A 21,229-nucleotide genomic window follows, 5' to 3' on the forward strand; every position below is an offset into this window, starting at 1 on the left:
TTTTTAAACATTTTTTGGAATCATAGGTATTTTTATCTGATAGAATAGTATCTCTTTATAATCAAAAAATATAAGTAGATAAATATATTTAAGGAGATGATTGAATGGAAAATTTCAATGATTTAAAGAACCTATATGAAGATGGTTATAGATGTATTTATCAAGATGGAACTGAAGGTAATAGAAATATATATCTGAAAAATTTCGATGAAGAAAAATCTAAAGTAGTAAATCTTCAGGATGAAAATGAATTTTCTCAGTTCCAAGATTATATTAGTGGTTTAAGAATGTCATAATAAAAGGGAGCATAAGCTCCCCTTTATTATTTTAAAACAAATTGACATAATAATATATATTTTATTAACTCAATATATAATTTTTACTATTAATCTTTAATAAAACATAATTAGATGGTTACAATATCTTCTATTTGGTAGTCACTATTTGTTTAATAAGTTCTAGAAGCTCTTTTCTATCAACTTCTAGATTCTTCTTTTTCTCCTTATACTCTTGAAAGTTAACAACTTTTGACATAGTTTTCTTCATAAACTCACTTCCCAACTAAGATTATTAGCTTATATAAGTAATTCTAGGTTATTTTGTTTTTTCCTCTTAATTATTTAATATTTTCCGTAAAATTTATTAGATTCCTAATCTATAAAATCATAAATTGTAGAATTATTTGTTATTTTATTATTTCCTAATTATTTTAATTCATTTTCAACTATTATTTTAACAACTATTACTTATATAATTACTTATATAATTACTTATATATTAATTATTAACAGTATTTATGTTTTAAGTCATATACTCAAACTATTTTTTGCTATATATAATTTATTTATATATCTATCACTTAATTTCCTTCTTAATATATTCTAATGCCGATTTAAGCTGTTGATTTTCATCTGCTTCTTGAATTTTAGGTGTAATACCTTTTCCATTTATATAATCTCCATTTGGTGTAAAATACTGAGCAGTTGTCAATTTATATCCAGTACCATCTTTTAATCCTTTTACGCTTTGTACTAACCCTTTACCAAAAGATGTTTCTCCTATCGCTATAGCTTTTCCATTATCAACTAATGCTGCTGTTAAAATTTCTGATGCAGATGCACTTCCTCCATTTATTAAAACAGCAATTGGCATATTAACTTCTTTGTCATCTGATTTATAGTACTCTTTATTCCCCGTATTATCCTTTGTATAAACAATAGTTCCCTTTCCTATCAAATCATCTGCTATATCCACACAAACATCTAATAACCCTCCTGGATTGTCTCTTAAGTCTATCACTAGTCCTTTTACTCCTTTAGATTCTAATTGACTTAAATTTTCTTTAAACTCTTTATATGTATTTTCATCAAAAGATGTTATTCTTAAGTATCCTATGTTATTATCCATAACTTCATTTGATACACTTTTTGTTACTATAGTTTCTCTGTTAATATCAAAACTTAACTCTTCTCCTTTTCTTTGTACAGTTAAATTAACCTTTGTATTTTCTTTACCTTTTATATTTTTTATTACCTCGTCTATTTTCTTAGAATCAACATTTTCTCCATCAACTTTTAGCACTATATCTCCAGATTTAATTCCTGCTTTAGCTGCGGGTGAACCTTCTATTGGTGAAATTATTGTTAACTTATTATCTTCAGGATTAACACCTATGTATACTCCTATTCCAACAAAAGAACCACTTGTTTGCTCTTTTAAACTTTGAAATTCATCTGTTGTATAGTATTGTGAATATGGGTCATTAAGACCTTCAAATAATCCTTTTAGTGCTCCATCTACTAGATTATTTTCTGATACTTCTTTATAATAATCCTCCTGAATAAGTTCTTCTAATCCCAATAACTTATTATACTTCGCATAAGATTCATATAAATCTTTAGATATTATTACTTTGTTCCCCAATGTTATTTGAAACATTGTTGTTCCAATTACAGTTACTATTACAAGAATAATAGAATATATAAGAGCCCTCTTCTTAGATATCATTTGTTCATCTCTCCTTTAATCAATCTACTATATATTATATGACTAGCTTGTCTTTTTATTACTATTTATCAATTATATTGATTTAAATCTATAATTTAACTAAAATTTATATTAAGAAAGTAAAATTACGGTAATTATATAATACCATAATTAAGAGGTGTAGATTATATGAAAAAAGAGTTTAGAAAAAAGGTTATTAACCTTAGAAAAGAAAAGGACAAAGATTTTATTAAGCACAACTCAGATATAATCACAGAAAAGCTACTTCAGTTAGACTGTGTAAAAAATGCTAAAACTATTATGCTTTATTTAGACTTTAATAACGAGGTTGCTACAGATAGCTTAATTAATAAGCTTATCAACTTAGGAAAAACTGTTGCATCTCCCATAACTTTAAAAGAAGAAAGAAAATTAATACCTTCTCAAATTACAGATTTAGAAAATGGAATTCAGTATGGTGCTTATAATATTAGAGAGCCAAAACCTGAATGTTCTACGACTATAGACATTAAAGATTTAGATGTAGTTATAGTACCTGCTGTAGCCTATGATAAAGGCTGCTATAGACTTGGCTACGGTGGAGGTTTTTATGATAGATTTCTTGAGAATCTAAGAGAAGATGCTGTTACCGTTGGAATCGCATTTGATTTACAAATTTTTAATGAGGTTCCAAAAGAAGACCATGATGCTCAGCTAGATTATATAGTAACCGAATCAACAATATTAACACCAAAATAAAATTCGCTTGACTCAAATAAATAAGAGCTCTTGATTAATTCAAGAGCTCTTATTCTATTTTTCTTCTTTTGTTGTATTCAATTGGATTTTGTCTGGCAAAGATTTAAGATTTGTTTCAGCAACTACAAAAGGATAAGACTTACTCTTGTCTTTATATGTAATATTCACTATCATAACAGTTTTTTCTTCCACTGTATCCATGGTGATTTTATCTATGTCTATACCATGTTCTTTTTCTCCCCTTGTTACTATAACGTATATTTTACCATTTAGTTTTACTGCTAAAGCTCTCTCCTCGTCTTCGTACTTATCCATAATATCTAATATTTTATCTGGTATAGATTCTCTTTGTACCATTGTGAAATCAACTGGTTTTGAATTATCTAAAAATAATTTAGGTATAAAGACAAATCCTAAAACTATAAATAATATTAGTATTACACCATATATTACTCCTTTGATATTAAACTTAATCTCCACATTATCCCCCCTATCTCTTATAAATATATGAGGTAATAATCTTCGATAGAATAATAAATAGATTGTAATTTATATTTTCTCAATAACTAAGATAAGATATAAATACATTACAATAAAAAAAGCGTACTTAATAAAATATTAAATACGCTATATATATATATATATACTAGTTTAATGCTTCTTTAACTTTTTCTACTATGTTTTTAGCAGTTAAACCATATTTTTCTAATAATTCACTTGGAGTCCCTGATTCACCGAAGCAATCATTCATTCCAACCTTTTTAACTATTATAGGGTTACTTTCAGATACAACTTCACTTACAGCTGATCCTAATCCACCTATTACACTATGTTCTTCTGCTGTAACTATTGCTTTAGTTTCTTTAGCAGCTTTTATTATAAGGTCTGTATCTATTGGTTTTATTGTAGACATATTAATAACTCTAGCATTTATGTTTTCTTCTTTTAACATATCTGCAGCTATTAAAGCTTCATTAACCATTATTCCACAAGCTATTATCGTAGCATCGTTACCATCTCTAAGTACAACACCTTTTCCAATTTCAAAATTATAGTCTTCTTCAAATATTGTTGGAACTGCACTTCTTCCAAGTCTAATGTACATTGGTCCATCAAACTCAGCTGCTGCAAATATCATCTTTTCAGCTTCTATTCCATCAGCTGGAACAACTACTGTCATGTTTGGGATAGATCTCATTAAAGATATATCTTCTACACTTTGGTGAGAACCACCATCTTCTCCAACAGTAATACCTGCATGTGTAGCTGCTATTTTTACGTTTAATTTAGGATAGCATACTGAGTTTCTTATTACCTCAAATGCTCTTCCAGTAGCGAACATTGCAAATGTACTTGCAAAAGGTACTTTACCTGCTGCTGCAAAACCACAAGCAGCACCTACTAAGTTTTGTTCTGCTATACCCATGTTGAAAAATCTATTTGGGTATGCTTTTAAAAAGTCATTTGTTTTGGTTGATTTAGATAAATCTGCATCTAAAACTACTACATCGTCATTCATTTTCCCTAATTTAACTAAGGCTTTTCCGTAAGCCTCCCTAGTTGCTATTTTACTCATGGAAAGCACCTCCTAATTCTGATAATGCTTGTTCAAGTTGTTCTTCACTTGGTGCACTTCCATGCCATGAAGCTTGGTTTTCCATGAAAGATACCCCTTTACCTTTTACTGTTTTAGCAATTATCATTGTTGGTTTATCTACTGTATCTTTTGCCATATCTAATGCTGCAAATATTTGGTCAAAGTCATGACCATCAATAGTTATTACATTCCATCCAAAAGTTCTAAACTTATCCTCTATAGGATTAATGCTCATTACTGATTCAACTTCTCCATCAATCTGAAGTCCATTGTAATCAAGGAACGCTATCATATTATCAAGCTTGTAGTGAGCTGCACTCATAGCAGCTTCCCATATAATACCTTCTTGAACTTCTCCATCTCCTAGTAATGCATATACATTCCATGGAGCGTTATCTAATTTAGCTGCCATAGCCATTCCGCATGCAACTGAAAAACCTTGTCCTAATGAACCTGTAGACATTTCTACACCAGGTATTTTTTTCATATCAGGATGCCCTTGAAGCATACTTCCTAATTTTCTTAAACTGTTTAACTCTTCTTTATCAAAATATCCTCTTTCAGCTAATGTTGCATATAAAGCTGGTGCTGCATGACCTTTTGATAGTACAAATCTATCTCTATCTTCCATTTTTGGATTTGTTGGGTCAATATTCATTTGATCAAAGTAAAGAGCTGTTAAAATCTCAACCGCTGATAATGAACCACCTGGATGCCCTGATTTTGATTTACATATCATTGAGACGATGTCTTTTCTTATTACATTAGTAATCTCATTTAATCCTTTATGGTCTCTCATGTAATTTACCTCCCTAGTTATATACTGAGGCTATTGGTTAATTAGCCATATTGTATTTAAATCTCATTATATTATAACATCTTTATGGTATTTTTTTGCGTTTTTTGTATATAAAACAAAAAAATTATTGATATGCTACTATATCAATAATTTTTTATATGCTAAATAAATCTAAACTTATTTGCAGCCCATTATTTACTTTTAGCATAGTTTTATTATCTAGATAACCTATTTTTTCTCTCAGCCGCTTTTTGTCTATGGTTCTAATTTGCTCTAAGAGAATTACAGAGTCTTTATTAAGTCCGTATTCACTAGAACTTATTTCTATATGAGTAGGCAATTTTGCTTTATTAATCTGGGATGTTATAGCAGCAATTATAACCGTAGGGCTATATTTATTTCCTATATTATTTTGGATTATTAAAACAGGTCTAACGCCTCCTTGTTCCGAGCCAATAACTGGACTTAAATCTGCATAAAATAAATCTCCTCGCTTAATATCTAAGCTAAGATTATTCAACTTTGGCTATATCTCCTTCAGAATCATCATCCAAAGATACTTCATCTGTCATACCAAGTTCCGCTAATGATAAGTTGATTTTAGCCATTTCCTTATAACCCTTTATCATACTTTCTTTTAGGTTAATTTTCTTTTTTTGGGTTATATAAAACTGAAAAGCAGCCTTTGCAAAGTCTTCCCTATTACTATTTTCCATCTGCACTATTTGATCTACTTCAGATAAAATATAGTCAGGTAAAGTAAACATAATTTTTTCTTTATTCTTATTGCTCACAAAATCGCCTCCCAGAGAACAATATCTCTTATATTTTATCAGATTCCTAACTAATTGTAAAATTGCATTTGTTTCCATATAAGTACGTTCATTTGTTGTGTATTTAATAAATAAATAAAATTATAACTATATTTACATTATTTTTAATTTTATACACCTCATGTTAAATATTATAACCTACACAACTTTTTTTATGTCTTCAATCATAGTTTTTGGAGCAAAAAATTTACTATACAACTTATTCATTAACAATTCCCTTATTATAACACTTAGTATCATTTTTTTATTTTAGTAAAACAAATTATTATGTCATCTAGATTTCTCTTATGTTATTTATATTATTTTATTTATTTTTCGTATTTAAAATCTTCATATGTTACTATAAATATTTGTTCTCCCTTATTATCTAGTATTTCCATTTTATCCGGATTCTTAGTCTTATTATTTATATATAAAATTTGTTTATTAAAATATTTATTATCACCAGGTATTTCAATTTCTATTTTCAATTCACTTTCTGTAGCTTCTAAAACTACCTCTTCATTCTGCATATAATTTTTGATAAAATCTCCAATAAATAAATAATGACTATCATTGTTTATATTAGGAAGTTCTACTGTGTCATTAACATTAGGATTATGTACTAAAACTTTATCACCCTTATATTCAATAGTTTTTCCTTGTAAATTTTTTGGCGACTTAACTTCTAATTTATAATAATCTGGTTTTGTATATGTGTGTTTAAAAATATAGGTTGTATTTTCCTTATTTCCTATAGCTTCTACTTTCGCAGTACAAGTATATGATGTAATTTTTGAAATTTGATTTTTAAAATCTTCATATACCTCTTCTTTTGTATATTCTTTTCTTCCACATCCAACATTACATAGTGTAATTATTGAAATAATTGTTATTAGTAATGTACACCACTTATTTTTCACAAAGTACCTCCTAATTTATATTTATTCATATGTTCATTTAAATATTTCTTATTTTTACTTCGTAATAGTTATAGCATTTGCAACAGCATAGTTCTCACTATGAGATATACTTACCTTTATTTCTAAAACACTATATTGTATGCATATTTGTTCCAAATTATTATAAGTTCTAACTACTGGCTTTCCTAAATTATTTCTAAGTATTTCTATATCTTTAAAATTGTAACCCCTTATACCCAATCCTAGTGATTTACTAATAGCTTCCTTTGCTGCAAAGTTACCAGCTATAGTTTGAGGGTTGTTTCCTTTTTGATTAAACATTTCTACTTCTCTTTCTGTAAATATTTTTTTTAGAAAATCACCTCTTTTATTCAATGCATTTTTTATTCTCTCTACTTCTATAATATCTGTCCCTATATCTAAAATATTCATATTTTCCTCCCATAAATTATCTTCTTTACAATTATATTACCTTATTATAAACAATTATATTATTGTTAATAATATTTTTATTTTTGTAAAGTAAAAAGACTAGGATCAATCCTAGTCTTTTTAATTAATATAATATTCTAGTTTTAAAGTCCTCCGACTTCATCATTCCACTTTGCAGACTCAGTTAATATAGTTGTTTTTTCTTTACTAACTGTCATGAAGCCGCCAGAAATTTGGCCAGATTTAAATTTTCCATCTTTTTTTATTCTTAATTCTCCATCAACTAGACCAGTTACAAAAGGTATATGATCTTTTAGTACAGCTCTATCCCCTTGTGTCGTTCTAGTTATAACCATTTCCACCTCACCTTGGTAGAACAGTTCTTCTGGAGTTACTATTTCGAGTTGAAATATGCTTGCCATGACCTATCTACTCTCCTTTGCCTTAGCAACAACTTCATCTATTGTTCCTGCAAGTAGGAATGCTGATTCAGGTAAGTCATCATGTTTTCCTTCTAATATTTCTTTAAATCCTCTTATAGTTTCTTTTACAGGTACATATTTTCCTTCTAATCCAGTAAATGCTTCTGCAACTGAGAATGGTTGAGAAAGGAATCTTTGTATTCTTCTCGCACGAGCAACTATAATCTTATCATCATCAGATAATTCATCCATACCAAGTATAGCGATTATATCTTGTAATTCTTTATATCTTTGAAGTATTGATTGTACACCTCTCGCTACTTCATAATGTTCATTACCAACTATTTTTGGATCTAGTACTCTTGAACTAGACTCTAGTGGATCAACTGCTGGATATATACCTAGAGACGCTATTTGTCTAGATAAAACTGTTTTAGCATCCAAGTGAGCAAATGTTGTCGCTGGCGCTGGGTCAGTTAAGTCATCCGCAGGCACATAAACCGCTTGAACAGATGTTATAGAACCTTTCTTAGTTGATGTTATTCTTTCTTGTAAGTTACCCATTTCTGTAGCAAGTGTTGGTTGATATCCAACTGCTGAAGGCATACGTCCAAGAAGCGCAGAAACTTCTGAACCTGCTTGTGTGAAACGGAATATATTATCTACGAATAAAAGAACGTCTTGATTTTGTTCATCCCTGAAATACTCAGCCATAGTAAGTCCAGATAAGGCAACCCTCATTCTAGCTCCTGGTGGCTCGTTCATTTGTCCGAATACTAGAGCTGTTTTATTTATAACTCCAGAATCTTTCATTTCATGATAAAGGTCATTACCTTCTCTTGTTCTCTCTCCAACACCAGCGAATACTGATATACCACCGTGTTGCTTAGCTATATTGTTTATAAGCTCTTGTATAAGAACTGTTTTTCCAACACCTGCTCCTCCGAATAGACCTATTTTACCACCTTTTAAATATGGTACTAATAAGTCAACTACTTTTATACCTGTTTCAAGTATCTCAGCAGTACTTGCTATATCATTATATTCTGGAGCTTGCCTATGTATTGGTAGTTGAGGTGCATCTTTTGGTGCTGGTGCATCATCAACTGGTTCCCCAAGAACGTTAAATATTCTTCCTAATGTCGCATCTCCAACAGGAACACTTATCGGTCTTCCTGTATCTACTGCTTCCATTCCTCTAACTAGTCCGTCTGTAGCACTCATTGCTATACATCTAACTGTATCATCACCGATATGTTGTGCAACTTCAGCAACTATTTCTTGATCTCCTAACTTTATAACTAATGCGTTTAATAAGTTAGGTAGGCTATTTTCACTATCAAACTTAACATCTAGTACAACACCTACGATTGATACTATTTTCCCTACGTTGGCCATTTCCTAACCTCCTTATTTTAGAGCTTCTACTCCACCTACTATCTCTGTTATTTCTTGAGTTACAGCTGATTGTCTTGCTCTGTTGTAACTTAATTCTAAATTAGATAGCATTGCGTCTGCATTATCTGTTGCTGAACTCATTGCAGTTCTTCTCGCAGCTTGTTCAGATGCGAAAGATTCTATTACACCATCATATATAATTCCAGATACATATTTAGGTATTATATGACCTAAAACAACTTCTGCCGATGGTACATATTGAACTCTAGCTCTTTTTGCAGCTTGCTCTTTTGTTTCCTTATTTTCTTCTTTTTCAAATGCTAACGGTAGCACTTTTAATAATTTTGCATTTTGAGTCAAAGGAGATACAAATTCTGTATATGCTATATATACTTCATCTATTTCACCCTTTTTATATAAATTCATCGCTTCATTTGCAAACTCAAGTGTTTCTTCATAATCACATTTTTCAACACTTTCAGCTGATTTTAAAATATCATAACCTCTTTTAGCAAAATATTCTGTTGCCTTTTTACCTATAGGCATGATTTTTTCATGTTTATTACCCATGTGATTAAGAGTTAATTTTATTATGTTTGAGTTATATCCTCCTGCTAGACCTCTATCACCAGCAACAACAATATAACATCTATTTTTTACTTCTCTTTGTTTTAAGAATACATTTCTAACGCCACGTGTATTTGTAGCTATATCTTTAACGGTATCATACATCGTTCCAAAGTACGGTCTGGCATTTAAAGCTCTGTCTTTTGCTTTTCTCATTTTAGAAGAAGCAACAAGTTCCATTGCCTTAGTAACCTGTTTTGTACTATTAACACTGTTGATACGAGTTTTAATCTCTTTAATTCCAGCTCCTGCCAATTAATTTACCTCCTTTGTTAAAAAGGATTACGCTTCAACAACAAACTTTTTCTTAAATTCTAATATTACGTTTGTTAAATCAGAAGAGAAATCTTCTGCTGCTAATATCTTTTTAGATACTTCTGGATAGTTATCATCTACAAATCTGAATAATTCTTTTTCAAATCTTTGTACATTACTTACAGGTATATCTTCTAAGAAATTATTTATAACAGCAAATATTATCATAACTTGGTTTTGAACTGCTATAGGGTCAGTTTCATTTTGTTTTAAAACAGCAACTATTCTTTCCCCTTGAGCAAGTCTTCTCTTAGTATCTTCATCTAAGTCTGATCCAAATTGAGAGAATGATGCAAGCTCTCTATATTGTGAGTAAGCAAGTTTTAATGTACCTGCAACTTTTTTCATTGATTTAATTTGCGCATCACCACCAACCCTTGATACTGATATACCAGGGTCAACTGCTGGTCTTACACCTGAATAGAATAATTCTGGTTGTAAGTATATTTGTCCATCAGTTATTGATATAACATTCGTTGGTATATATGCAGAAACGTCTCCTGCTTGAGTTTCTATGATTGGAAGTGCAGTCATAGACCCTCCACCTAGTTCATCTGATAATTTTGCCGCTCTTTCAAGTAATCTTGAGTGTAAGTAGAATACATCCCCTGGATAAGCTTCACGTCCTGGTGGTCTTCTAAGTAGTAATGACATTTCTCTATAAGCAACAGCTTGTTTACTTAAATCATCATATACTATTAGAACATGTTTACCATTAAACATGAACTCTTCACCCATTGCAGCTCCTGCATATGGTGCAAGGTATTGAAGTGGTGCAGATTCAGAAGCTGTAGCTGATACAACTATTGTGTAATCCATTGCTCCACCTTTTTCTAATGTATTAACTAATTGAGCAACTGTAGAACGTTTTTGTCCTATTGCAACGTATATACATATAACGTCTTTACCTTTTTGATTTAATATTGTATCTATAACTATAGAAGTTTTACCTGTTTGTCTATCTCCTATAATAAGCTCCCTTTGACCTCTACCTATTGGTATCATTGAGTCTATAGCTTTTATACCTGTTTGTAATGGTTCACATACTGACTTTCTTGCCATTATTCCAGGTGCTTTACTTTCAACAGGTCTAGTTTTATTTGTGTTTATAGGTCCTTTACCATCTATAGGTAAACCAAGTGGACTTACAACTCTACCTATTAAGGCTTCACCAACAGGAACTTCAACTATTCTTCCTGTTCTTTTTACTATGTCACCTTCTTTGATTCCTGTGTCATCTCCGAATATAACAGCCCCAACAACATCTTCCTCTAAGTTAAGGGCCATACCATATATTTCTCCAGGGAATTCAAGAAGTTCACTTGACATTACGTTTTCTAAACCATATACTGTGGCGATACCATCACCTACTTTAAGTACGCTACCAGTATCAGTCATTTCTATTTTATTATCATAATTCTTAATTTGTTGTTTAATTATAGAACTTATTTCTTCTGGTCTTAAGTTCATGGGTTCACCGCCCTCCTAAGAAATTACTTGAGAAAGTTGGTCTTTTATATTATCTAAACGAGTTTTTACAGATCCGTCAATTTGAGTATTTCCTAATCTTACTAAAACCCCACCTAATATACTTTCGTCAACTTTGTTCTCTAAAGTAACATTTTTATTATATTTTTTTGAAAGTTTTTCTTCTAACTCTTTAACCTTTTCATCAGTTAAAAGTATGGCACTTATTACAGTACCTTCGATTATATTATGTTTATCATTTAATAATTCTTTAAATGTTAATTCTATTGATTTTAAAGAAGATATTCTTCCCTTTTCAACTAATATTTTTAAGAAATTTTTTAAGTTATTATTTATTTTAGTATTAAATAATGTTTCTATTAATTGAACCTTTTCAGACTTAGCTACTAATGGTGATTTTAAAACATTATCTAAATCTTTATTATTTTTTAATATATCTACTACATTGTTTAACTCATTGTAAATTTCTTTAGTTATATTTTCCTCTTCACTTAGTTCGAATAGGGCTTCTGCATATCTGTTAGCTATTATATCTATCATTTAGCTTCGCCCACCTCTTCGATAAATTTGTTTATCATTTCCTCGTGTTTAGCTTGGTCAATATCTTTTTCAATTACTTTAGAAGCAGCAAGTATAGCTATGTTAGAAATGTCATTTTTAAGTTCATTCATAACTTTTTCTTTTTCTTGTGCTATATCTCTGTTAGCTTTATCTTTTAATCTAATTGCTTCTTCTTTAGCAGTAGATATTATTTCCTCAGACTTTTGTTCGGCCCTAAGAGTAGCTTGTTTTATGATTTCTTGTCCTTCATTTTTAGCAACTGAAAGTTTTTGTTCATATTCAGCTTTTAAAGCTAAGCCTTCATTTTTAGCTTGTTCTCCTGTAGCTATATCTGTCTTTATTGCATTTTCTCTAGCATCTATTATGTTTAAAACTGGCTTGAATAAAATTCTCTTTAGTATCCAAAATAAAACAATTGTATTTACTATTTGAATAGCTAACTCCCAAGTTATAGTTACTACTGGTTTAAAACCCATCTACTAATCCTCCTTTCCATCATCCATAATTATAGTTAGGAGATTAAATTTCCACTTCTCCTAACTATAAAATTTCCATACAATTCGTCTTCAATTCTATACCCATGGATTAGCAAATATAAGGATTATAGATATAACAAGACCATATATACCTGTAGATTCTGCAACTGCAGCACCTAATAACATTGTAGATATGATATCACCTTTTGCTTCTGGTTGATTACCAACAGCTTCTGCACCTTTACCAGCTGCATACCCTTGTCCTATCCCAGCTCCTATACCTGATATAACTGCTATCCCTGCTCCTATTGCAGAACCTGCGATTGCTATAGCTTGACCTAATTCCATAATTTAATCCTCCTTAAATTTTAACTTTTTATAATTGTTTTTTGTTTTTATTCTAATATGCCAATATGTAATTTGCATATATTTTTACTCTGTTGCATTTGAAACAAATACCATTGTAAGCATTATAAATATAAATGCTTGTAAACATCCTGCAAATAAATCAAAGTAGAAATGTAATGGTACTGGTATTACTAATTGTAAGAATGGAATTGAAACATTTGGTATCAATGATGATATAAATGCTAATAATTGATAAAGTAATCCCATTATTACTGTTCCTCCTAAAATATTACCAAATGGACGGAATGTAAGTGATATTGGTCTAGCAAATTCACTTACTATATTAAGTGGTAATAGTAACGGAACTGGCTCTAATAAACCCTTAAAGTATCCTGGTCCTTTAGCTTTAACCCCTTCATAGTAAATTAGGAAGCAAGTAATTAAAGCCCAGGCTAAAGTTGTGTCTACATCAGTAGTTGGAGACTTAAAACCTAACAACCCAATCAAGTTGGAACATACGAAAAAAAGAAACAAAGATCCAATATAAGGTAACATATTTGGCATTCTTTTTTCTACATCATTCCCCATATTTCCATGAACAAGATTTCTAAGTGATCCAACGGCATACTCTAACATTATCTGTTTTTTTGTAGTTGGTACTGGCTTCAAATTTCTTGTTAATAAAAAGGCTATTATAATTAATGCAGCCATGATAATCCAACTAGTTACAATAGTTTCACTAATTTTAAAACCATTTGCAAATGTAATTAACCATTGTGTATACTTCACTTATTTATACCTCCTTTCTCGATATCCTCGATATTATCAGTTTTTTTATAAATATAACAATCTGAGTACTTATTAATCCTAAGACTGTTCCTATAACATTTATATTAGGGTTTTTTACTGAAACGAATACAACTGCCGCAACAATAAACATCCTTATTAAGTATCTAATTCCAGAATAAGCTTGAGCCTTTCCTGGAGAATAATCTACTGCTTTTTCCATAGTAATAGCTAATAGTCTAAAATTAAGTATTGCTATTATACTTCCAAAAACAACTCCCAATATTATGTGAATTGGTTCTTTTGATATAATAAATGATATTAATCCTACTATTACAGCGTAAACACATATTCCCTTCGAAACTTCATTAACTTCTTGTTGTACCTTTATATCCATAAATTTCTCACTTCCTTTTTGTGTATCCAATTACAGTTTTATATACAGACATAAAAGCCCCACCAATTCCTAATACTAAAAAAATTAATGTGAAAATAGGGCCTGTATTTAGTTTAGTATCTATAAATTTGCCTATAAAAAAACATCCAAATATTGAAACTAGCATCATAATACTTAATTGACTTAATAAAGAAAGTGCTTGTGCTATTTGTGCACCTGTACTTTTTTTCTTATTCATTTAATTTATATGCCTCTCTATATTATATATAGTTAAACATAAGGAATCTATCAGAAATAATAGATTCCTTAAAATATACTATTTCGTACCGAATAATCTATCTCCAGCATCTCCTAATCCTGGAACTATGTATCCATGATCATTTAGTTTTTCATCTATAGATGCCACATATATATCTACGTCATTGTGATATTTTTGTACTTCAGCTATTCCTTCTGGAGCTGCAACTAGGTTAACTAATTTTATACTTTTTGCTCCATTAGCTTTTAGAACATCTATAGCAGCAACTGCCGAACCACCTGTTGCAAGCATTGGATCAACTACTATCATTTCTCTTTCATCTATGTCTTGCGGGAATTTACTATAGTATTCCACTGGCTTTAATGTTTCAGGATCTCTGTAAAGTCCTAAGTGACCAACTTTAGCTGCTGGTATTAAACTTATAAATCCATCAACCATTCCAAGTCCTGCTCTTAATATAGGTACTATTCCTAATTTTTTCCCTGATATCATTTTTTGAGTAGTTTTAACCACTGGTGTTTCTATTTCAACATCTACTAATTGTAAATCTCTTGTAACTTCGTAACCCATTAACATTGTTATTTCCGTTAATAATTGTCTGAAATCCTTTGATCCAGTCTCTTTATCTCTCATTATTGTTAATTTGTGTTGTATCAGCGGATGATCCGTAACTATAACTTTACTCATCTTTGTTTAAACCTCCTATTTATTGTGATTTTTTTCTATGTCAATTATCATATTAACTCTTCTTAAATGTCTATCACCTTCAAATTCTGTATTAATCCAAGCATCTACTATTTCTAATGCAAGACCTTTTCCTAATACTCTTTCCCCTAGAGATAACATATTTGCATTGTTGTGAGCTTTAGACATTTTTGCAGAAAAAACATCTGAAACAACAGCACATCTTATACCAGGAACCTTATTTGCTGCTAAAGATATCCCTATGCCTGTTCCGCAGCACACAATACCATAATCTACTTCTTTTGAAATAACTGCATTTGCAACTTTCTCCCCATATATGGGATAATCAACCGAATCTTTTGAATTATTTGTTCCAAAGTCTATACATTCTATTCCTTTTGACTCTAGAAAATTAATAATTTCTGATTTTAAATTGTATCCTCCATGGTCACATCCTAAACCTATTCTCATAATTAGAACTCCTTGTTAGTATGTAAAGTAATTATCTTTTAAATCTGATAATTATTTCAATTACATCGTATTTTTTATGTTTGATTTTTTTTTAACTAGTTTATTTAATTATACATAATTTTTTATCAATACTCCATAGAAAAGCATAACTTTTTTAAATATTTTATTAGTTTTCGCTTGATTTTTATTCTGAATTTTCTAAATTTACCAAATTTTGTAATATTTTTGTTTCAAAATTTCATTATAAGTTTTATAATAATTATATTTTTAACTTTCCAAAGCACTATGCTTTAATTATTTTATATCCCGCAGATTTAAGTAGTCTATTCATTATAGCCCTACCAACACCACATCTCGAAAACTCTTCTGTATACACTATGTCATAATTTTCTTCATCTGCAGTAATAAGTGCATTAAATAAATTTGATGCAACTTCCTCCAAATTTTGACCTAATACTATAGTATTACATTTATATTTATTTTTATTTTGCTCTAAGCACATTACTGCACATTTCAAACCTTCTTTTGCATTATTATTAGATAATTCATTTACTTTTTTTATAACATCATCTATATGACCTGATACAATATATACATCTGCATTTGGTGAATAATGCTTATATTTCATTCCTGGGGCCTTAGCTTTTATATTATCTTCTTTTTTTTCTAATGCTGGATCTATATTTACCTGTCCAATGACGCTTTCTAAATCTTCTTTTGTCACACTTCCCGGTCTTAATATGGTAGGTACATCATTAGTTAAATCTAGTACTGTAGATTCTAGACCAAATGTACAATCTCCACCTAAAATAATTCCATCTACTCTATTATTCATTTCATCGTATACATGTTTTCCTTTAGTAGGCGATGGTCTTCCTGATATATTTGCTGATGGTGCCGCAATTGGTAAGTTTACTTCTTTTAATAATTCCTTTGCTATTGGGTTTGATGGCATTCTAATACCAACAGTATCCAATCCACCACTTGTTATATTTGGTACTATATCTTTTTTCTTTAATATTATAGTTATTGGTCCTGGCCAAAATTTATCCATTATTATGTGCGCTTTTTCAGATATATCTGTTGCTAATTCATCAACTTGTTTTTTGTCATATATATGTACTATTAATGGGTTATCACTAGGTCTTCCCTTTGCTGCATATATTTTTGATGTTGCAGTATCATCTAAAGCATTGGCCCCTAGACCATATACTGTCTCTGTTGGAAATATTACTGTATTTCCATTTTTCAATATTTCTGCCTGTTTTTTTATTTCCTGTTTATCTATGTCGTTTTCATCAATTTTACTTATAAGTGTCATTATCTTTGCCCCTTTCTCTATATAAATCTATATACAATATACAATTATTGTTCCTGCTAAAAAGCCAATTATACTATATATACTTTTTGATTTTGGCATTATTTCATCTAACACTACAAATAACATAGTTCCTGCTGCCAAAGATAAAAATACTCCTATTAAAGATTTAAATATCCCTGCAAAATATACACCTAAAAAACTACCTATTCCCATAGGTATTCCCGCAATAAATGTAAATAAAATTATTTTTTTAGCAGGTACTTTAGCACCAACCAAACTAAGAGCTGTTGCTAAACCTTCTGGTATGTTATGTAATGCAATTACTATAGCAAGAGTAATTCCTAGTGTTTCTGCCGATATAAAAGATGAACCTATTGCCAGTCCCTCTGGCAAATTATGTAGTAGTATACTTATAAATATTAAGTATCCCGATTTCATGTCTCCAGCAAAATCTAATCTGCTTTTTATAAACATTGTTAGTAATACTCCCATAAAAGTAAATACTACTGTATAAATTATGCCGCTTGATTCCATTGCCTCTTTCATTAAGTCAAAAACTACTACAGCTAACATAATGCCCCCGGAAAATCCCATACAAAAATTAAGGTACTTGTCTACTTCTTTTCTAAATATTGAAGATAGTATTCCACCAATTCCTGTACCTAATACTCCAGCCATTAGTCCTATCAACGTGACTTTTAGTATCATTTATCCAATTCACCCCATATTTATATTTTAATATATCATTATATTATATTAAATTATATTTAAGTACCTATAGAAAAAATCCCTAAAAATTTAGGGATTTTATATTGCTGTCATCTTTTTAGTTTGATCTTCTGTGATTAATGCATCTATCATTTCGTCTATATCACCATCTAAGAATTGATCTAATTTATAAAGAGTTAAGTTTATTCTATGATCACTTACTCTACCTTGTGGATAGTTATAAGTTCTTATTCTCTCAGATCTATCCCCAGTACCAACCTGACTTCTTCTTTCTGCAGCAACTTCATCATGTTGTTCAGATAAAGCTTTGTCATAAAGTCTAGCTTTTAATACTTTTAAAGCTTTTTCTTTATTCTTTAACTGAGATTTTTCATCTTGACAAGATACAACCTCACCTGTAGGTAAATGAGTTATTCTTACAGCTGAGTCAGTTGTGTTGACACACTGTCCACCATTTCCTGATGCACGGAATACGTCTATTCTTAAATCATTTGGATTTATTTCTACTTCTACATCTTCTACTTCTGGTAAAACTGCAACTGTAGCAGTTGAAGTATGAATTCTTCCCCCAGATTCAGTAGCTGGTATTCTTTGAACTCTATGAACTCCTGACTCGTATTTAAGTCTTGAGTAAGCACCCTTACCTTTTATTAGGAAAGATACTTCTTTGTATCCTCCAACTCCAGTATCACTAGCACTTAAAAGTTCAATTTTCCATCTTCTTCTTTCAGCGTATCTAGAATACATTCTGAACAAGTTTCCTGCAAATAGAGCTGCTTCATCTCCACCTGCTCCACCTCTTATTTCAACTATAACGTTCTTTTCATCGTTAGGGTCTTTTGGTAATAAAAGAATTTTTAATTCTGCTTCTAATGGTTCAACCTGACATTCTAATTCAGCTATTTCCATTTTAGCTAATTCTCTTAGGTCCTCATCAGATTCTTCTTCTAATATAGCTTTAGACTCGCTAAGGTTGTTTAATACATTTCTATATTCTCTGTATTTAAAAACGATAGGCTCTAAATCTGCATGTTCTTTCATATACTTTTGCCAAACTTTTTGGTCATTTATTATTTCCATATCACTGATTTTTTCAGTTAAATCTATATATTTATCTTCTAAAACCTGTAGTTTGTTTAACATACCGTTCACCTCTTTTTTCGTACAATTTCAAGCAATTCATTATATCATAAAACACTACCTATAACAACTCTGTCAATTTGTTGTAGGTCTTTTCTAGTATATATATTAGTATATCCATCCTTCTCCATTAACTTACTAACATCTTCACTTTGGTCATGGCCTACTTCATATGCTAAAATTCCACCTTTATTAAGATAGTTTTTGCCTTGTGTTGTTATTGCTCTATAAAAATCCAAACCATCAATTCCACCTTCTAATGCATTATATGGCTCAAAATCCTTAACCTGCTTGTCTAAAGTTTCAATAACTTCTTTTTTTATATAAGGTGGATTAGATACTATTATATCAAATTTCATATCTTTATCTATATTTGTAAATAAGTCTGATTTAATAAAAGTTATTCTATCATCTACATCATTACTTTGGGCATTCTTTTCGCCAATTTCCAAAGCAATGTCTGATATATCTACAGAAGTAATCTTAGCATTTACTAAATATTTTGCCAAACTTACAGTAATAGCACCAGAACCTGTACCTATATCAAGTATATTTATAGGCCCTTTATCTTTACATAATTCAATAACTTCTTCTACTAATACTTCAGTGTCAGGCCTTGGTATTAAAACACCTTCCTTAACATAAAAATCTAATCCCATAAATTCACGATTTTCCACGATATAAGCAATAGGCCTATTACTCAGTCTTTCTTCTATAAACTTATTAAATAATTTTTCTTCATCATCGCTTAGAGATTTGTCTAAGTTTAAAAGTATATATAATCTATCTACATCAAGAACTTTTTGTAGTAATGTTTCCACATCAAGTCTAGGCGTAGGACTTATTTCTTCAAGTTCTTTCGAATATCTTATAATTATTTCCTTAATAGTCATAAGCTTCTCCCTTATTTCTCTTAAATTACAGCCTTTAATGCTTTTATTGCCACCTCTAATTGTTCATCATTTGGTTCTTTTGTAGTAATATTTTGAAGCATCATTCCTGGATATGCAACAATTTTACTTAATATATTATTATATTTCCCAAGAAATTTTATTATTTCATAAGATATGCCAGCAACTATAGGTATACACAATATTCTCATTGCTATTCTAGCTAAAATATTTGGCCATCCAAAGAAAGAAAATAATATAATTGATGTAAACATTACTATGAATAAGAAATTTGTACCACATCTAGGATGCAGTGTTGTAAATTTCCTTGCATTTTCTACTGTTAATTCTAAGTCATTTTCATAACAATAAATAACCTTGTGTTCTGCTCCATGATACATAAATGTTCTTTTTATATCTTCATTTCTCGATATTAACAACATATATGATATTAGTATACCTATTCTAATTAAACCTTCAATTAAGTTAAGTATTATGTTGTTGTGTATAAATGATGAAAATAATCCTCCTATTGATGTTGGAATTAATACAAATAACCCAACAGAAAGAATCATTGCTAAAATAAGAGATACTGCCATAATTGCATCATTTGCTTTATCTTTAAATATTCTTTTTAAAAACTTATCTATTACATCTTCTTCCTCTTCATCTTCTTCTAAAAAAAATTCTGATGAATAGTTTAAGCTTTTCATACCTTCTATCATCGTTTCAAATAAAACAAACGAACCTCTTAAGAAAGGTATTTTATCAATTTTTTTATCTTTTATCCAACTTCTTATTCTCTCTTTTTTTAATTCTATTTCTCCATTACTTTTTCTAACAGCAATAGCTCTGTAATTTTTAGACTGCATCATAACGCCTTCAATTACAGCTTGCCCTCCAACACTTTGCTTTTTCATGGCCATACTCCTCATAATAATTTTTCAATCACTAAAACTATTATAATATAAAAATTCCCCTTAGAGTATTATATTATACTTTTAAGGGGTTAATAATTTATTTTACCACATGACACTTTCTACATCTAGCTTCATAGCTTTCTACAGCTCCTACCTGAATAATAGGATCATCATATCTTGCTGGTTTTCCATCTATTAATCTTTGTGATCTTGTTGCTGGTTGACCACACACAGAACAAATAGCTTGAATCTTATCTACAAATTCAGCGACTGCTAAAAGTTTTGGTGTAGGTCCAAATGGTTCTCCTTTAAAATCCATATCTAAGCCTGCTGCTATGACTCTTACTCCCTTGTTAGCTAAGTCAATAGCTATATCCACTACTTCTTCATCAAAAAATTGCACCTCATCTATTCCCACAACTTGAACATCTTCATCTATTAAATTATAAATATCAGATGCTTTTTCTATTGGAATAGCTTCTATACTGTCCCCACTATGAGATACAACGTCTTTCTTACTATATCTATCATCTATATGAGGTTTAAATACAACAATATTTTGTTTTGCAATTTTAGCTCTTTTTAATCTTCTTATTAATTCTTCGCTCTTTCCACTATACATAGGTCCAACTACTACTTCAATATAACCATGGTTTACTGGTCTATACATATTTTCGAACCTCCTAAGT

General features: G+C 30.1%; 28 protein-coding genes. 2 read left to right on the plus strand and 26 right to left on the minus strand.

What is annotated here, in order from left to right:
• Positions 1 to 104 precede the first annotated feature (104 nt).
• Positions 105 to 296, plus strand: coding sequence for a hypothetical protein (locus QX51_RS13540; RefSeq protein ID WP_039680429.1), 192 nt, complete (start codon positions 105 to 107; stop codon positions 294 to 296).
• A 559-nt stretch (positions 297 to 855) separates the two neighbouring features.
• On the opposite strand, the gene QX51_RS13545 is transcribed toward QX51_RS13540, so the two are convergent.
• Positions 856 to 2,007, minus strand: a complete 1,152-nt coding sequence (locus tag QX51_RS13545; RefSeq protein ID WP_039680430.1) for a S41 family peptidase — start codon at positions 2,005 to 2,007, stop codon at positions 856 to 858.
• Positions 2,008 to 2,175: 168 nt separating this feature from the next.
• On the opposite strand from QX51_RS13545, the gene QX51_RS13550 reads away from it, so the two are divergent.
• Positions 2,176 to 2,745 (plus strand): 5-formyltetrahydrofolate cyclo-ligase, encoded by a 570-nt coding sequence (locus tag QX51_RS13550; RefSeq protein WP_039680431.1) that lies wholly within the window; start codon positions 2,176 to 2,178, stop codon positions 2,743 to 2,745.
• 54 nt (positions 2,746 to 2,799) lie between these two features.
• Here QX51_RS13550 and QX51_RS13555 read toward each other — a convergent pair whose 3' ends face one another.
• The 25 genes from QX51_RS13555 to QX51_RS13675 form a co-directional block, all read right to left on the minus strand.
• On the minus strand, positions 2,800 to 3,225 hold the full coding sequence (locus QX51_RS13555) for a hypothetical protein (protein ID WP_039680432.1): 426 nt from the start codon (positions 3,223 to 3,225) through the stop codon (positions 2,800 to 2,802).
• A 166-nt stretch (positions 3,226 to 3,391) separates the two neighbouring features.
• The gene (locus tag QX51_RS13560) at positions 3,392 to 4,321 is read right to left on the minus strand and encodes a transketolase family protein (RefSeq protein ID WP_039680433.1); all 930 of its coding nucleotides are present in this window, start codon (positions 4,319 to 4,321) and stop codon (positions 3,392 to 3,394) included.
• Positions 4,314 to 5,141: a transketolase gene (locus tag QX51_RS13565; RefSeq protein ID WP_039680434.1), complete on the minus strand. Its 828-nt coding sequence runs from the start codon at positions 5,139 to 5,141 to the stop codon at positions 4,314 to 4,316. The genes QX51_RS13560 and QX51_RS13565 overlap by 8 nt, the downstream gene beginning before the upstream one ends.
• A 154-nt stretch (positions 5,142 to 5,295) precedes the next feature.
• Positions 5,296 to 5,661: a type II toxin-antitoxin system PemK/MazF family toxin gene (locus QX51_RS13570; protein WP_039680435.1), complete on the minus strand. Its 366-nt coding sequence runs from the start codon at positions 5,659 to 5,661 to the stop codon at positions 5,296 to 5,298.
• Positions 5,654 to 5,935 carry a hypothetical protein gene (locus QX51_RS13575; RefSeq protein ID WP_052233059.1) on the minus strand — a complete coding sequence of 94 codons (282 nt, stop codon included), beginning with the start codon at positions 5,933 to 5,935 and terminating at the stop codon, positions 5,654 to 5,656. Before QX51_RS13575 ends, QX51_RS13570 begins: the two co-directional genes overlap by 8 nt.
• A 347-nt stretch (positions 5,936 to 6,282) precedes the next feature.
• On the minus strand, positions 6,283 to 6,876 hold the full coding sequence (gene gerS, locus QX51_RS13580; protein WP_039680436.1) for a germination lipoprotein GerS: 594 nt from the start codon (positions 6,874 to 6,876) through the stop codon (positions 6,283 to 6,285).
• 54 nt (positions 6,877 to 6,930) lie between these two features.
• Positions 6,931 to 7,308 carry a holo-ACP synthase gene (gene acpS, locus QX51_RS13585; RefSeq protein ID WP_039680437.1) on the minus strand — a complete coding sequence of 126 codons (378 nt, stop codon included), beginning with the start codon at positions 7,306 to 7,308 and terminating at the stop codon, positions 6,931 to 6,933.
• Positions 7,309 to 7,451: 143 nt separating this feature from the next.
• A complete protein-coding gene (gene atpC / locus QX51_RS13590; RefSeq protein WP_079764793.1) occupies positions 7,452 to 7,730 on the minus strand; it encodes an ATP synthase F1 subunit epsilon in 279 nt (92 codons plus the stop codon).
• A gap of 3 nt (positions 7,731 to 7,733) precedes the next feature.
• A complete protein-coding gene (gene atpD, locus QX51_RS13595) occupies positions 7,734 to 9,128 on the minus strand; it encodes a F0F1 ATP synthase subunit beta (RefSeq protein ID WP_039680438.1) in 1,395 nt (464 codons plus the stop codon).
• A gap of 12 nt (positions 9,129 to 9,140) precedes the next feature.
• Positions 9,141 to 10,010 (minus strand): ATP synthase F1 subunit gamma, encoded by an 870-nt coding sequence (gene atpG, locus QX51_RS13600; protein WP_039680439.1) that lies wholly within the window; start codon positions 10,008 to 10,010, stop codon positions 9,141 to 9,143.
• 27 nt (positions 10,011 to 10,037) lie between these two features.
• Complete coding sequence (gene atpA / locus QX51_RS13605) at positions 10,038 to 11,540, minus strand: F0F1 ATP synthase subunit alpha (protein ID WP_039680440.1); 1,503 nt, start codon at positions 11,538 to 11,540, stop codon at positions 10,038 to 10,040.
• Positions 11,541 to 11,555: 15 nt separating this feature from the next.
• Positions 11,556 to 12,098, minus strand: a complete 543-nt coding sequence (locus tag QX51_RS13610) for a F0F1 ATP synthase subunit delta (RefSeq protein WP_039680441.1) — start codon at positions 12,096 to 12,098, stop codon at positions 11,556 to 11,558.
• On the minus strand, positions 12,095 to 12,595 hold the full coding sequence (gene atpF, locus QX51_RS13615; RefSeq protein ID WP_039680442.1) for a F0F1 ATP synthase subunit B: 501 nt from the start codon (positions 12,593 to 12,595) through the stop codon (positions 12,095 to 12,097). Before atpF ends, QX51_RS13610 begins: the two co-directional genes overlap by 4 nt.
• Before the next feature lie 96 nt (positions 12,596 to 12,691).
• The gene (gene atpE / locus QX51_RS13620) at positions 12,692 to 12,943 is read right to left on the minus strand and encodes an ATP synthase F0 subunit C (protein WP_200886403.1); all 252 of its coding nucleotides are present in this window, start codon (positions 12,941 to 12,943) and stop codon (positions 12,692 to 12,694) included.
• Between the two features lie 84 nt (positions 12,944 to 13,027).
• Positions 13,028 to 13,732 (minus strand): F0F1 ATP synthase subunit A, encoded by a 705-nt coding sequence (gene atpB / locus QX51_RS13625; RefSeq protein ID WP_079764794.1) that lies wholly within the window; start codon positions 13,730 to 13,732, stop codon positions 13,028 to 13,030.
• A gap of 4 nt (positions 13,733 to 13,736) precedes the next feature.
• Complete coding sequence (locus QX51_RS13630; RefSeq protein ID WP_039680444.1) at positions 13,737 to 14,126, minus strand: ATP synthase subunit I; 390 nt, start codon at positions 14,124 to 14,126, stop codon at positions 13,737 to 13,739.
• Positions 14,127 to 14,133: 7 nt separating this feature from the next.
• Positions 14,134 to 14,364: an AtpZ/AtpI family protein gene (locus QX51_RS13635; protein ID WP_039680445.1), complete on the minus strand. Its 231-nt coding sequence runs from the start codon at positions 14,362 to 14,364 to the stop codon at positions 14,134 to 14,136.
• Positions 14,365 to 14,442: 78 nt separating this feature from the next.
• Entirely contained in the window at positions 14,443 to 15,072 is a 630-nt protein-coding gene (gene upp, locus QX51_RS13640) for a uracil phosphoribosyltransferase (protein ID WP_039680446.1), read from the minus strand.
• A 15-nt stretch (positions 15,073 to 15,087) separates the two neighbouring features.
• A complete protein-coding gene (gene rpiB / locus QX51_RS13645) occupies positions 15,088 to 15,540 on the minus strand; it encodes a ribose 5-phosphate isomerase B (RefSeq protein ID WP_039680447.1) in 453 nt (150 codons plus the stop codon).
• Positions 15,541 to 15,823: 283 nt separating this feature from the next.
• Positions 15,824 to 16,861, minus strand: coding sequence for an L-threonylcarbamoyladenylate synthase (locus QX51_RS13650; protein ID WP_039680448.1), 1,038 nt, complete (start codon positions 16,859 to 16,861; stop codon positions 15,824 to 15,826).
• Positions 16,862 to 16,888: 27 nt separating this feature from the next.
• Entirely contained in the window at positions 16,889 to 17,569 is a 681-nt protein-coding gene (locus QX51_RS13655) for a ZIP family metal transporter (RefSeq protein ID WP_039680449.1), read from the minus strand.
• Positions 17,570 to 17,668: 99 nt separating this feature from the next.
• Positions 17,669 to 18,733 carry a peptide chain release factor 1 gene (gene prfA / locus QX51_RS13660; RefSeq protein ID WP_039680450.1) on the minus strand — a complete coding sequence of 355 codons (1,065 nt, stop codon included), beginning with the start codon at positions 18,731 to 18,733 and terminating at the stop codon, positions 17,669 to 17,671.
• A 44-nt stretch (positions 18,734 to 18,777) separates the two neighbouring features.
• Positions 18,778 to 19,623 (minus strand): peptide chain release factor N(5)-glutamine methyltransferase, encoded by an 846-nt coding sequence (gene prmC / locus QX51_RS13665; protein WP_039680451.1) that lies wholly within the window; start codon positions 19,621 to 19,623, stop codon positions 18,778 to 18,780.
• Positions 19,624 to 19,643: 20 nt separating this feature from the next.
• On the minus strand, positions 19,644 to 20,540 hold the full coding sequence (locus QX51_RS13670; protein WP_039680452.1) for a DUF1385 domain-containing protein: 897 nt from the start codon (positions 20,538 to 20,540) through the stop codon (positions 19,644 to 19,646).
• A gap of 97 nt (positions 20,541 to 20,637) precedes the next feature.
• On the minus strand, positions 20,638 to 21,210 hold the full coding sequence (locus tag QX51_RS13675; protein WP_039680453.1) for a thymidine kinase: 573 nt from the start codon (positions 21,208 to 21,210) through the stop codon (positions 20,638 to 20,640).
• Between the last annotated feature and the right edge of the window lie 19 nt (positions 21,211 to 21,229).

Source organism: Terrisporobacter othiniensis (assembly GCF_000808015.1).
GTDB classification, from domain to species: Bacteria; Bacillota; Clostridia; order Peptostreptococcales; family Peptostreptococcaceae; genus Terrisporobacter; species Terrisporobacter muris.